The organism is Lentzea kentuckyensis (assembly GCF_002150765.1).
In the GTDB taxonomy this organism is placed as follows: Bacteria; Actinomycetota; Actinomycetes; order Mycobacteriales; family Pseudonocardiaceae; genus Lentzea; species Lentzea kentuckyensis.
The window spans coordinates 1-12809 of record NZ_MUYM01000060.1; the positions used below are offsets into that span (position 1 = coordinate 1).

13 protein-coding genes are annotated in these 12809 nt (G+C 69.4%); 10 read left to right on the forward strand and 3 right to left on the reverse strand.

From position 1 onward, the window contains the following. The 5 genes from infB to B0F77_RS26660 all read left to right on the forward strand — a co-directional run. On the forward strand, positions 1-2070 hold a 2070-nt coding region (gene infB / locus B0F77_RS26640; protein ID WP_086665786.1), incomplete at its 5' end, for a translation initiation factor IF-2. Positions 2071-2141: 71 nt separating this feature from the next. Continuing rightward, the gene (locus B0F77_RS26645; protein ID WP_086665729.1) at positions 2142-2438 is read left to right on the forward strand and encodes a DUF503 domain-containing protein; all 297 of its coding nucleotides are present in this window, start codon (positions 2142-2144) and stop codon (positions 2436-2438) included. 13 nt (positions 2439-2451) lie between these two features. Next, positions 2452-2901: a 30S ribosome-binding factor RbfA gene (rbfA, locus tag B0F77_RS26650; RefSeq protein WP_086665730.1), complete on the forward strand. Its 450-nt coding sequence runs from the start codon at positions 2452-2454 to the stop codon at positions 2899-2901. Between the two features lie 115 nt (positions 2902-3016). Continuing rightward, a complete protein-coding gene (locus tag B0F77_RS26655) occupies positions 3017-4003 on the forward strand; it encodes a DHH family phosphoesterase (RefSeq protein ID WP_086665731.1) in 987 nt (328 codons plus the stop codon). After that, on the forward strand, positions 4000-5133 hold the full coding sequence (locus B0F77_RS26660) for an ROK family transcriptional regulator (RefSeq protein ID WP_086665732.1): 1134 nt from the start codon (positions 4000-4002) through the stop codon (positions 5131-5133). Before B0F77_RS26655 ends, B0F77_RS26660 begins: the two co-directional genes overlap by 4 nt. 47 nt (positions 5134-5180) lie before the next feature. On the opposite strand, the gene B0F77_RS26665 is transcribed toward B0F77_RS26660, so the two are convergent. Genes B0F77_RS26665 through B0F77_RS26675 form a run of 3 tightly spaced genes read right to left on the reverse strand, consistent with a single transcriptional unit; the run spans position 5181 to position 7416 of the window. Continuing rightward, on the reverse strand, positions 5181-6440 hold the full coding sequence (locus tag B0F77_RS26665) for an RNA polymerase sigma factor (protein ID WP_086665733.1): 1260 nt from the start codon (positions 6438-6440) through the stop codon (positions 5181-5183). Beyond that, positions 6437-6760 carry a YciI family protein gene (locus B0F77_RS26670; RefSeq protein ID WP_086665734.1) on the reverse strand — a complete coding sequence of 108 codons (324 nt, stop codon included), beginning with the start codon at positions 6758-6760 and terminating at the stop codon, positions 6437-6439. The genes B0F77_RS26665 and B0F77_RS26670 overlap by 4 nt, the downstream gene beginning before the upstream one ends. Before the next feature lie 35 nt (positions 6761-6795). Next, positions 6796-7416, reverse strand: coding sequence for a dihydrofolate reductase family protein (locus tag B0F77_RS26675; protein ID WP_086665735.1), 621 nt, complete (start codon positions 7414-7416; stop codon positions 6796-6798). Positions 7417-7545: 129 nt separating this feature from the next. Between B0F77_RS26675 and B0F77_RS26680 the strand changes: the two genes are divergently transcribed. The 5 genes from B0F77_RS26680 (at position 7546) to B0F77_RS26700 (ending at position 12720) form a co-directional block, all read left to right on the forward strand. Beyond that, positions 7546-8847 (forward strand): MATE family efflux transporter, encoded by a 1302-nt coding sequence (locus tag B0F77_RS26680; RefSeq protein WP_086665736.1) that lies wholly within the window; start codon positions 7546-7548, stop codon positions 8845-8847. 118 nt (positions 8848-8965) lie between these two features. Further along, positions 8966-10291, forward strand: a complete 1326-nt coding sequence (locus B0F77_RS26685; RefSeq protein WP_086665737.1) for an MFS transporter — start codon at positions 8966-8968, stop codon at positions 10289-10291. A gap of 11 nt (positions 10292-10302) precedes the next feature. After that, the gene (gene truB / locus B0F77_RS26690; RefSeq protein WP_281252548.1) at positions 10303-11190 is read left to right on the forward strand and encodes a tRNA pseudouridine(55) synthase TruB; all 888 of its coding nucleotides are present in this window, start codon (positions 10303-10305) and stop codon (positions 11188-11190) included. A 33-nt stretch (positions 11191-11223) separates the two neighbouring features. Next, positions 11224-12156, forward strand: a complete 933-nt coding sequence (locus B0F77_RS26695; protein ID WP_086665788.1) for a bifunctional riboflavin kinase/FAD synthetase — start codon at positions 11224-11226, stop codon at positions 12154-12156. 84 nt (positions 12157-12240) lie between these two features. Next, a complete protein-coding gene (locus B0F77_RS26700) occupies positions 12241-12720 on the forward strand; it encodes a helix-turn-helix domain-containing protein (RefSeq protein WP_086665738.1) in 480 nt (159 codons plus the stop codon). Positions 12721-12809 lie beyond the last annotated feature (89 nt).

Consider the following 12809-nt stretch of genomic DNA (forward strand, 5'->3'; position numbering starts at 1 on the left):
GGTGGCTTCCGTCCCGGTGGCGGCGGTGGCGGTGGCGGTGGCTTCCGTCCCGGCGGTGGCGGTGGCGCAGGCGGCGGTGCCCCTGCCGGTGGTGGCGGCGGTTTCCGCGGTCGTCCCGGTGGCGGCGGCGGCGCAGGTCGCGGCGGTACCGCTGGTGCCTTCGGTCGTCCGGGTGGTCCGGCGCGTCGTGGACGCAAGTCCAAGCGGCAGAAGCGCCAGGAGTACATGGACAACATGCAGGCGCCTTCGGTCGGTGGCGTCCGCCTGCCCAAGGGGCAGGGCGAGACGATCCGCCTGCCGCGCGGTGCCTCGCTGACCGACTTCGCCGACAAGATCAACGCCAACCCGGCGTCGCTCGTGCAGGTGCTGTTCCACCTGGGCGAGATGGTCACGGCGACCCAGTCGGTGTCCGACGAGATCCTGGAGCTGCTCGGCTCCGAGATGAACTACGTCGTGCAGGTCGTGTCCCCCGAGGAGGAGGACCGCGAGCTGCTCGAGACGTTCGACATCACCTACGGCGAGGACGCCGGTGACGAGGACGACCTGCAGATCCGTCCGCCGGTCGTGACCGTCATGGGTCACGTCGACCACGGTAAGACCCGACTCCTCGACACCATCCGCAAGGCGAAGGTGCACGAGGGCGAGGCCGGTGGCATCACCCAGCACATCGGTGCCTACCAGGTGCAGACCGAGCTCGAGGGCAACCCGCGGCTCATCACCTTCATCGACACCCCGGGTCACGAGGCGTTCACCGCCATGCGTGCTCGTGGTGCGAACGCGACCGACATCGCGGTCATCGTCGTCGCCGCTGACGACGGCGTGATGCCGCAGACGGTCGAGGCGATCAACCACGCGCAGGCCGCTCAGGCGCCGATCGTGGTCGCGGTCAACAAGATCGACAAGGAGGGTGCGAACCCCTCCAAGATCCGTCAGCAGCTGACCGAGTACGGCCTGGTCGCCGAGGAGTACGGCGGCGACACGATGTTCGTCGACATCTCCGCGAAGCAGGGCATCAACATCGACAGCCTCCTCGAGGCCATCCTGTTGACCGCCGACGCCTCGCTGGACCTCCGGGCCAACCCGGACATGGAGGCCCAGGGTGTCGCGATCGAGGCGCACCTCGACCGCGGTCGCGGTCCGGTCGCCACGGTTCTCGTCCAGCGCGGAACGCTCCGCGTCGGCGACTCGATCGTCGCGGGTGACGCGTACGGTCGCGTCCGCCGCATGGTCGACGAGCACGGCGACGACGTGCACGACGCGACCCCGTCGCGTCCGGTGCAGGTCATCGGTCTGACCTCGGTGCCGCGTGCAGGTGACTCGTTCCTCGTCGTCGACGAGGACCGCGTCGCCCGCCAGATCGCCGAGCGTCGTCAGGCCCGCACTCGCAACGCCGCCAACGCCGCGAAGCGCAAGCGCGTCAGCCTGGAAGACCTGGATGCGGCGCTGAAGGAAACCAGCGCTCTCACCTTGATCATCAAGGGTGACAACTCGGGTACCGTCGAGGCCCTCGAGGACGCGCTCATGAAGATCGAGGTCGGCGACGACGTCGAACTGCGCGTGATCCACCGCGGCGTCGGTGGCATCACCGAAGGCGACATCAACCTCGCCGTGGCCGGCTCCGCCATCGTCCTGGGCTTCAACGTCCGGGCCGAGGGCAAGGCGACCGAGCTCGCGAACCGCGAGGGTGTGGACGTCCGGTACTACACGGTCATCTACCAGGCCATCGACGAGATCGAGGCCGCCCTCAAGGGCCTGCTCAAGCCGGAGTTCGAGGAGGTCCAGCTCGGCCGCGCCGAGATCCGCGACGTCTTCAAGTCCTCCAAGGTCGGCACGATCGCGGGTTGCATGGTCCTGTCGGGCGAGATCCGCCGCAACGCGCGTGCTCGCCTGATCCGTGACGGCAAGGTGATCGCGGAGAACCTCCCGATCAGCTCGCTCAAGCGGTTCAAGGACGACGCCACCGAGGTCCGCGAAGGTTTCGAGTGTGGTCTCACGCTCGGCAACTACAGCGACCTGAAGCTGGAAGACATCATCGAGACCTTCGAGATGCGCGAGAAGCCGCGCGCCTGATGGTTTAGATGAGGGGTGCGGAGCCGTTTAACCGGTGGCTCCGCACCCCTTTCTTCTGGAGGATCTTGCCCATGTTCGTGGGATCTCTGGAACTGGACGTGCTGCTCGGCGACGTCCACTCGTTGAAGGAGAAGCGCTCGCTGGTCCGGCCCGTCGTGGCCGAACTGCGTCGCCGCTTCGAGGTCGCCGCGTCCGAGGCAGGTCATCAGGACCTGCATCGGCGCGCGTTGATCGGTGTCGCTGCCGTCGCTGCCGACGCCGCGCACGTCAGGGAAGTCCTGGCCGGCTGTGAAAGGCTGGTCGCCGGACGACCCGAACTGGAATTGCTCTCTGCCCGCACACGTCTTGTCGGGCCGGAGGACGACTAGGAAGGGGAGGCTCGTGGCCGACACGGCACGTGCCCGCAAGCTCGCCAAGCGGATCTCGCAGATCGTGGCCTCCGCGCTGGAGCACGAGGTCAAGGATCCGCGTCTGGCCAGGGTCACGATCACCGACACCAAGGTGACCGGGGACCTGCACGACGCGACTGTCTACTACACCGTTCTGGGCGAGCGGTTGGACGTCGAGCCCGACTACTCCGGGGCCGCCGCGGCGCTGGAGAAGGCCAAGGGCGTCCTGAGGACGATGGTCGGTCAGCAGACCGGCGTTCGTTTCACGCCCACCCTGACGTTCATGACTGACACCGTGCCGGACACGGCCCGGAAGATGGACGAGCTGCTGGCCCAGGCACAGGCTGCCGACGCCGAGGTGGCTCGACTGGCGGCCGGGGCGACCCCGGCCGGCGAGGCGGATCCCTACAAGGCGCCTCGCGAAGAGTCTGAAGAGGACTGACCCCACCGGGGCGGACGCGGTCACCGCGTCCGCCCTGCGTGTCAATTGGCTGGAAACTGTCTTGTCCGAGGGTGCCCTGCAGCACATTGCGACGGCGAGCGGCTAACGTCTCCCTGTGGCAGACGACCTGAGCACAACCATTGCCGAGGCCGCGCGGTTACTGGCCGGCGCCCGTGATGTGACATTGCTCAGTCACATCAATCCCGACGCGGACACGCTCGGGAGTGCCTTGGCGGTCGGGCTCGCGTTGCACCGGCGTGGGGTGAAGGTGCGCGTGGCGTTCGGTGAGCCGGAGACGGTGCCCGAGTCGCTCAAGGAGTTGGACACGGCCGGACTGCTGGTGCACCGGGATTCCGTGCCCGCGGAGCCCGAGTTGCTCGTGGTCATGGACACCGGCAGCCTGCAGCGGCTCGGTCCGCTCAAGGACCGGGTGGCCGGGTGTCGCGGGCCCGTCATCGTCATCGACCATCACGTGTCGAACACCCGGTACGGGACGTTGCACTGCATTGACGAGCACGCGGAAGCGACGGCTCTCATCGCTTTGAAGTTGCTCGACGAGATGAACGTCGAGCTCGACGAGCCCATCGCACGGTGCATTTACGCCGGACTGGTCACCGACACCGGCGGTTTTCGCAAGGCCGGCCCCGCAGCGCACGCAACCGCGGCGCGTTTGTTGGAGACCGGTGTGGATGCGTACAGCGTCACACGGCCGTTGATGGACGCACATCCGTTTGCTTATTTGGGGATGTTGTCGCGTGTGCTGGCTCGCGCCGAGCTCGACCAGAAGGCCGCACACGGCCGGGGACTGGTGCACGCGGTGGTGACCTTGGACGACGCGCGTGACGTTCGCAGCGAGGAGGTGGAGAGCGTGATCGACGTCGTGCGCTCTGCTTCCGAGGCCGAGGTCGCGGCTGTGTTGAAGGAACTGCGGCCCGGGTTCTGGTCGGTGTCGTTGCGCGCCGTGAGCCGGGTCGACGTGCGTGAGGTAGCGCAGGTGCTCGGCGGGGGTGGGCACCGGCTGGCGGCCGGTTTCACCTTCGACGGGACCGCTGAGCAGGTCGTTGCCGCGCTCAAGGGCGCGTTGGAGCGGGTGGGGTCATGACACGGACAGGAAGCCCGCGGCTGCTGCGGGAGATCAACGACCGTGCGGCCATCGAGACGTTGCTGCGCAGCGGGGCGATGACGCGGGCCGAGCTGGAAGAGGTCATCGGCCTCTCCAAGCCCGCGACGGCACAGTTGCTGGCGCGGCTGGAAGAAGACGGCATGGTCGTCCGCACCGGCCTGCGCGGCGGCGGACGCGGCCCGCGAGCACAGATGTGGGCGGTCAACGGCGGCGTGGGACACGTGGCGGCGGTGGCGTTGTCGCCGGACCTGATCGACGTGGCCATCGCGGACATCACCGGTTCGCTGCTGGCGGAACACAGCGCGCCGATGCCCAAGGAGAACACGCTGCCAGCGTTCCGCGAGACCGTGCAGAAGGCGGCCACCCTGGCCGGCCTGAGGCTGGACGCGCTGTCGCACGTGGTCGTGGGCACACCCGGTGCCGTCGACCCTGCCACCGGACACCTCGGCTTCGCCCCGCACCTGCCCGGCCTGGTCGACGTCGACCTGCCCTCGACGTTGCGCGAACTGCTGGGCACGTCGGTGTCGATCGAGAACGACATCAACCTCGCCGCGCTGGAGGAGATGAGCTCCGGCAAGGCCGTGGGCGTGCGGAACTTCGTGCTGTTCTGGCCGGCCGACGAAATCGGCTCGGCCGTCGTGATCAACGGCGTGCTGCTGCGCGGCGTCACCGGCGGCGCGGGCGAGATCGACTCGATGCAGATCCCCGGCGGACGCTACGGCGACCAGGTCGACAGCGACGCGATCGTGGCGCTGGCCGCCTCGCACGGCATCGCGGCCGACTCCGGCCTGGAAGCCGTCGCCCACGCCCTGACCACGGGTGTGGAAGGCCGCGCGTTCTTGTCAGACCTCGCTCGTAGGATCGCTCTGGGGTTGGCGAACGTCGTCTGCGTGCTCGACCCGGAGCTGGTGCTCCTGTCGGGCGGCGTGGCGCAGGCGGGTGGCGAGACGTTGTGCGAGCTCGTGTCGGTGGAGCTGCTGAAGCTGGTGGTGCCGCGCACTCCGGTCCAGCTCGCGCAGATCACCGCGAATCCCGTGCGGTCGGGGGCGCTGCACTCGGCGCTGGCGGTGGCGCGGGAGCAGGTGTTCGGCCTGCCCCAACGGGCCTAGGTTCTGGCGGGCTGGGGGCGGTGGCCGCGGTTCGGGTGGCCTCGCGCCTATCGCAGTTGGTCACGGCGGCGGGTCAGGGAGGCGGCCTCCGCGGCGTTGCCCGTCAGGCTGATGGCCTTGTCGTAGGCCGCTCGTGACTCACGACTGCGGCCCAGGCGGCGCAGCAGGTCGGCGCGGGTGGCGTGGTAGGGGTGGTAGCCGGCCAGGCTGGGCTCCAGGCGGTCGACGGCTGCCAGTGCCACGTTCGGGCCGTCTAGTTCGGCGACTGCGATGGCGCGGTTGAGGGCGATGATCGGTGACGGGTCGATGCGGACCAGTTGGTTGTAGAGGGCGAGGATCTGCGACCAGTCGGTGTCGCGCATGTCGCGGGCCGAGGTGTGGACGGCGTTGATCGCGGCGAGGATCTGGTAGCGGCCTGGGGCCACTCCGGCGGCGAGGCGTTCGCGGACCAGGTGGTGGCCCTCGGCGATCAGCGTGGTGTCCCAGGCGCCGCGGTCCTGGTCGTCCAGGGACACCAGGTCGCCGGCCGCCGTTACGCGGGCTGGGCGGCGGGCCTCGGTGAGGAGCATCAGCGCCAGCAGGCCGGTCACCTCTCCGTCGGCCGGCAGGAGGGTGCGGGTCAGGCGGGTGAGGCGGATCGCCTCGGCGGTCAGGTCGTGGCGCAGGGGGTCGGTGTCCGGGCCGGTGGCCAGGTAGCCCTCGTTGAACACGAGGTAGAGGGCGGTGAGCACGCTCGAGACGCGGGCTGGGAGGTCCTCGGCGGACGGCACGCGGTAGGGGATGCGGGCCGCTTTGATCTTGGCTTTGGCGCGGGTGATTCGTTGGCCCATGGCGCTTTCGGCCACCAGGAAGGCGCGGGCGATCTCGGGCACGGTCAGGCCGGCTACCAGGCGGAGTGTCAGCGCCACGCGTGCTTCGACGGCCAGCGCGGGGTGGCAGCAGGTGAAGATCAGGCGGAGCCGGTCGTCGTCGATGGCGCCCAGGGGTTCCGGCGGGTCGTCGTGCATCGTCTGGGCCTCCTTCTGCTTGTCGTCGCGCTTGTTCTCGCGCCGGATCCGGTCGATCGCCTTGCGGTTGGCGGTGGTGGTCAGCCAGGCGCCGGGGTTGGGTGGCACGCCGTCGGCCGGCCACCGTTCCACGGCGGTCGCGAACGCTTCGGCCGCGGCTTCCTCTGCGATGTCGAGGTCGCCGAAGCGCCTGGTCAGCGCGGCGACCACGCGCGCCCACTCCTCGCGGTGCGCCGCCGTGATCGCCGCCGTGACAGACGTTGTGATCGGCGCTGTGATCGACTCCGTGGCCTCGCTCATCGGAACGGCCGCACCTCGATCTTGCGGTCGCAGATCTTCGACGCCTCGGTGGCGAGCTTGAGGGCGACGTCCAGATCGGGGGCCTCCCACACCCAGACGCCGGCGAGGTACTCCTTGGACTCAACGAACGGGCCGTCGCTGAGCACCGGCTGCTCGCCCCGGTTGTCGACGACCGTGGCCGCGCTGGTGTCGGCGAGTCCGCCGGCGAAGACCCAGTGGCCCTCGGCCATCAGGCGTTCGTTGAACGCGCTGATGGCGGGCTCCCGGTCGGTGCTGCCGGGATTGCTCTGGTCGTCGATCACGGAAACCAGGTACCGCATCTGCAGATCAACTCCTGTGGGTGTCGAGACGGTGTTCAGGCCGTTGCGTACCGCGGGCGCCCGGCCGGCCGGTGGACCTGGATCGTGACGCCCTTCGAGTCGGTCCGGGACTCGATCAGGTCGAGCGCGAGGTCCGGGCCGTTCTCCGGGAACAGTCGCGCGCCCTGGCCGAGGATCACCGGGACCACCATCAGGGTCATCTCGTCGACCAGGTCGCGTTCCAGCAGCCACCGGGTCAGTGCGCCGCTGCCGTGCACCTGCAGCTCACCTCCGGGCCTGGCCTTCAGGTCCGCGATGGCGTTCGCGAGGTCGTCGGACAGGACGGTGGTGCCCGACCACGCCGGATCGGTGAGCGTGGTCGACGCCACGTACTTGGGCTGAGCGTTCAACGTCCGCATCACGGACTCCCAGCCGGGGACGTCCTGTTCCGTCAAGGAGCCCCACGAGGCGTGGAACAGCTCGTAGGTCCGCCGGCCGAACAGGAACGCATCGGCGCGTAGGTAGGTCTCCTTGATGAACGTCAAGGTGTCGTCGTCACCCCTTCCCAGTGCCCATCCGCCGCGCACGAACCCGTTCCCGCGGTCCTCGTCCGACGCGCCGCCGTTGCCCTGCATGACTCCGTCGATGGTGACCTGGGTCATGGTCGTCAGCTTCATGATCGCGGTTCCTCTGCCTCGGCGCCGCCCTCCTGCGAGCGGCTTCACCCCTGCTACGAACGCCACCGCCCCGATCCGACACGGCCTCCCGGATTTCTTCGAAGAATTTCGAGCACCTAGGTTCGACGTGTGGAGGATCGGGTTCCCGCGCGGCGGGTGATCGGGCTGGCTGTGCCTGCGTTGGGCGTGCTGGCGGCTGAGCCGTTGTACGTGCTCGTCGACACGGCCGTGGTCGGGCACTTGGGTGCGCTGCCGCTGGCTGGGTTGGCGCTCGGCGGTGTGTTGCTCACGCAGGTGTCGACGCAACTGACGTTCCTCTCCTACGGCACGACGGCGCGTACGGCACGGCTGCACGGCGCCGGGCGACGGCAGGAGGCGGTCGAGGAGGGCGTTCAGGCCACGTGGCTGGCGCTTGCGGCCGGTTTGCTGGTGGTGGTGCTCGGACAGTTGTTCGCGCGGCCGCTGGCGGAGTTGCTCGCGGGTGACGGGGCCGTGGCGGACGCCGCGGTCGAGTGGGTGCGCATCGCGTTGTTCGGGGCGCCGTTCATCCTCGTCACGATGGCCGGCAACGGGTGGATGCGCGGCGTGCAGGACACCAAACGGCCGTTGAAGTACATCCTGATCGGCAACGGGATCAGCGCCGTGTTGTGTCCGGCGCTCGTGTACGGGGCCGGGTGGGGACTCGAGGGTTCGGCGGTCGCCAACGTGGTGGCGCAGGTGCTGTCGGCCGGGTTGTTCTTCCAGGCGCTGTTCGCGGAACGGGTGCCGTTGCGGCCGCACTGGGCGGCCATGCGCGCGCAGCTGGGCATGGGGCGCGACCTGGTGTTGCGGAGCCTGGCGTTCCAGGCGTGCTTTGTGAGTGCGGCTTCGGTTGCGGCGCGCACGTCCGTTGCGGCTGTGGGCGCGCATCAGGTCGTGTTGCAGTTGTGGACGTTCCTCGCACTTGTGCTTGATTCGCTTGCGATTGCGGCGCAGTCGCTCGTCGGGGCGGCGTTGGGTGCCTCGAACCGGCGTCAGGCGGAGAAGCTCGCCTGGCAGGTCACGCGGTACGGGCTGGTGTTCGGGATCGGGCTCGGCGTCGTTTTCGCCGCGCTGGCACCGGTTCTGCCGCAGGCGTTCACGTCGGACGCCGGGGTGCTGGGCGAGATCCCGAACGCCTGGTGGTTCTTCGTCGCGCTGCAACCGATCGCGGGCGTGGTGTTCGCGTTGGACGGGGTCTTGCTCGGCGCAGGGGACGTGAAGTTCATGCGGACGGCCACGCTCGGGTCCGCGGTGATCGGTTTTCTGCCGCTGGTGTGGGCTTCGTACGCGTTCGGGTGGGGGCTCGCCGGGATCTGGACCGGGCTGTCGGCGTTCATGGTGCTGCGGCTCGTCGCGGTGGTGTGGCGCACGCGCTCGGGGGAGTGGGCGGTCGAAGGCGCGGTCAGGTAGCAGGCGGAACGCCCGAACGGGCGCTGTGGTCGACCTCACGGCATGAAATCGTTACCAAGAAGGTTGTTTAGGCGATGTAACTAATGTCTACCCGCCTCCGACCTGGGAGAGTGCCGTCTTGCCGTCGGTCGATCGCGCCACCCGAACCTCGTGGCTGATCTGGACCACCGCCGTCTTCGTCTACTTCGCCGCCGTCTTCCACCGCAGCACGCTCGGTGTCGCCGGGCTGGAAGCGAGTGAGCGGTTCGGGCTCGGCCCCGCGCAGCTCGGTGTGTTCACCGTGCTGCAGATCGGTGTCTACGCCCTCATGCAGATCCCGACCGGTCTGCTCGTGGACCGCTTCGGTCCGCGCAAGATCCTCACCGTCGCCGCGTTGCTCATGGGCACCGGCCAGCTGCTGTTCGCCGTCGCCGACTCGTACGGGCTGGGGCTCGTCGCGCGGGCCGTGCTGGGCATGGGTGACGCGATGACGTTCATCAGCGTGATCCGGATCGTGGCCACGCACTTCCCGCCGCGCCAGTACTCGCTTGTCGTCGCGGTGACCGCCGCGCTGGGCGGTGTCGGCAACCTCGTCGCCACCGTGCCGCTGACCCTCATGCTCGGCTCGATCGGGTGGACGTGGGCGTTCCTCATCGCCGGTGGCATCACCGCCGGCTACGCCGCCGTGGCGTTCCTGCGGGTGCGCGACGTGCCGGACGGGTTCGTCGCGCCGAAGCCGGAGGTCGTGCCGATCGGGAAGATCTGGCCGAAGGTGCGGCAGGCGTGGAGCGTGCCCGGCACCCGGCTCGGGTTCTGGGCGCACTTCAGCACGATGTCGACGCCGGCCGTGCTCGGTCTGCTGTGGGGTTACCCGTACCTCGTGCAGGCGCAGGGCATGTCGGCCAAGGCGGCGTCGTCCACGCTCGGGCTGCTGGTGATCGGCGCGATCGTGTCGAGTCCGATCATCGGCGCGCTGTTCTCGCGCAACCCCGAGTGGCGCATGCCGATCGCGGTCTGGTTCCTGGCGTTCGCGCTCACCGGGTGGGCCGTGTTGCTGCTGTGGCCGGGTGGGCACGTGCCGACGCCGGTCATCGCCGTCGTGTTCCTCGTGCTGACCGTGGGCGGGCCGATCTCCGGTGTCGCGTTCGCTCTCGCCCGCGACTACAACCCGTCGCACCGGCAGTCCACCGCGAGCGGGCTGGTCAACGTCGGCGGCTTCCTCGCCGTGACGGTGACCGCGCTCGGTATCGGCGTGCTGCTGGACCTGCTCGAGCACCTCGTGACCCCGCAGACGGCGTTCCGGATCGCGCTGAGCTTCTGCGTCGTCGTGCTGGCGTCCGGCGGCTGGCGGATGCTCGTGTGGTGGCGGCGCGCGCGTGCGGCGGTGTTCGCCGCGGAGGAGCGTGGTGAGACGGTGCCGGTGCAGTTGCGGCGTCGTCGTTGGGACGCTCTCCGCGTCGCTTAAGCTTTCGCGCCGTGAAACCCTCTGTTGCACCGGGCCTGGTCGTCGTCGACAAGCCGGACGGCATGACCTCGCACGACGTGGTGGCGCGTGTGCGCAGGATTCTCGGCACCCGCAAGGTCGGGCACGCCGGCACGCTCGACCCGATGGCGACCGGCGTGCTCGTGCTCGGCATCGAACGTGCCACGAAGCTGCTCGGCCACCTCGCGCTCGACAGCAAGGCCTACCTCGCCACGATCGTGCTCGGCGCGGCCACCACCACGGACGACGCCGAGGGCGAGGTGCTGTCCACTGTGGACGCCTCCGGGGTGACCGACGAGGCCATCGCCGCCGAGGTGGCGAAGCTGACCGGCCCGATCCAGCAGGTGCCGTCCGCCGTGTCCGCGGTGAAGATCGACGGCAAGCGCGCCTACGCACGGGTGCGTGCGGGCGAACAGGTCGAGATCCCCGCACGGCCCGTGACGGTGCATCGGTTCGACGTGCTGTTCACGCGCCGTGAGGACAAGACCGTGCTGATCGACGTGATGGTCGAGTGCTCCTCCGGCACCTACGTGCGCGCGTTGGCCCGCGACCTCGGTGCGACGCTGGGTGTCGGCGGGCACCTGGGTGCGTTGCGGCGCACCAGGGTCGGCCCGTTCGACCTGCGCGTGGCCAAGACGCTGGAACAGCTCGAAGAGACGCCCGCGCTGTCGCTGGACCTGGACGCGGCGGTCGGCACGGCGTTCCCGCGCCGCGAGATCGATCCGCGGGAGGCTTCGGCGCTCTCGCACGGACAGCGGTTGAGCGCGGGCGGGTTCGACGGCGTCTACGGCGTGTTCGGGCCGGACGGGCACGTCATCGCGCTGGCCAAGGACGAGGGCACCGCGTGCAAGCCGGTGGTCGTGCTCAGCCCCGCTGGATGACCCGTGCGGGCGGCACGTCGTAGGCTGATCACCGTGCAACGCTGGCGCGGACTAGACCACCTTCCCGGCGGCTGGGGCCGCTGCATCGTGACCATCGGCGTGTTCGACGGAGTCCACAAAGGTCATCAGGCCCTCGTCGGACGTGCCGTGGCGCTCGCAGGGGAGCGCGGGCTGCCGAGCGTGCTGATGACCTTCGACCCGCACCCCTCCGAGGTGGTGCGGCCCGGCAGCCACCCCGCGCAGCTCACCACGCTGCGTCGGCGGGCCGAGTTGGTCGAGGAGCTCGGCATCGACCACTTCGTGGTGGTGCCGTTCAGCCTGGAGACCAGCAGGATGCCCGCGGACGAGTTCGTCCACGAGGTGCTGGTCGAGAAGTTGCACGCGGCGGCTGTCGTAGTAGGTGAGAACTTCACTTTCGGGCACAAGGCGGCGGGTAACGTCGCAATGCTGCGCCAGCTCGGGCAGCGGTTCGGATTCGTGACCGAGGGGGCTGATCTGGTGTCGGCTGACGACGTGACCTACTCGTCGACCTACATCCGGGCGTGCATCGACGCCGGGGACGTGAAGGCGGCGGCGGAGGCGCTGGGGCGTCCGCACCGGCTGGAGGGGATCGTCGTCAAGGGCGACGGGCGGGGGAAGGACCTGGGGTTCCCGACCGCCAACCTGTCGACGCCGAAGTTCGCCGCCGTGCCGGCCGACGGCATCTACGCGTGCTGGTTCACCGACGCCAAGGGCAAGAAGCTCAAGGCGGCGGTGAGCGTCGGGACCAACCCGACGTTCTCCGGGCGGGAGCGGCGGGTCGAGGCGTTCGTGCTGGACGTGAACGAGGACTACTACGGCCAGCGGGTCGCGGTGGACTTCGTCGACCGGCTGCGCGAGATGGAGAAGTTCGACTCCGTCGAGGCCCTTCTCGAACAAATGCATCGAGATGTAGACCGAACGAGGGAACTGCTCGCCGAGTCGTGACCGTCAGATTGGGCAAAGCGGGCGTGGGGGCGGCCGCAGGCTGGCAGGATGCTGGTCGGAGTGCGGGCTACGGGAGAGGCCAAAGTGGAGGACCACAAGATCGTTCAGCGCAACCTCGCCCTGCAACGGGAGTGGTACGGGGAGCCGCTGGGTGACCGCGTGCGCCGGCTGGTCGTGGCCTTCAACGTGTCCCAGGCCCAGCTCGCGGACGTGCTGGGGATCAGCGCGCCGATGCTGAGCCAGGTGATGAGCGGCCGCCGTGCCAAGATCGGCAACCCGTCCGTGCTCGCGCGGATGATCATGCTGGAGCGCAAGGTGCTCACGCCCGACGTGGCGACCGGTGCTCCGGAGGCGTTGCAGCGGGCGCTCGACGACGTGCGCGAGTCCAAGCCGACCGTGTCCCGCGACTCGTTGCCGGTCAACGGCGACGAGAGCGCCGCGTACCCGGTGCTGCGCCGCGTCGCCGACCGCACCGAACTCCAGCAGGCCGCCGATCTGCTCTCCGACGAGTTCCCGGCCATCGCCGACCTGTTCCGCCGCGTCATCCGGGCCGCCAACAGGTGAAGTGGCTCGCTTCCTGGGTGAGGTGTGTCCGCGGACAGCGCGGACCACGTCGCTCGCAGTGTCTTCTGGGGAGCGACCCCCAGACCCCC

Excerpts from the sequence above, each read along its gene's own strand:
- B0F77_RS26670 (WP_086665734.1), bottom strand. The coding sequence starts at position 6,760 with ATGCGGTACCTGGTTTCCGTGATCGACGACCAGAGCAATCCCGGCAGC.
- B0F77_RS26665 (WP_086665733.1), bottom strand. The coding sequence starts at position 6,440 with ATGAGCGAGGCCACGGAGTCGATCACAGCGCCGATCACAACGTCTGTC.
- B0F77_RS26675 (WP_086665735.1), bottom strand. The coding sequence starts at position 7,416 with ATGAAGCTGACGACCATGACCCAGGTCACCATCGACGGAGTCATGCAG.
- B0F77_RS26660 (WP_086665732.1), top strand. The coding sequence starts at position 4,000 with ATGACACGGACAGGAAGCCCGCGGCTGCTGCGGGAGATCAACGACCGT.
- B0F77_RS26645 (WP_086665729.1), top strand. The coding sequence starts at position 2,142 with ATGTTCGTGGGATCTCTGGAACTGGACGTGCTGCTCGGCGACGTCCAC.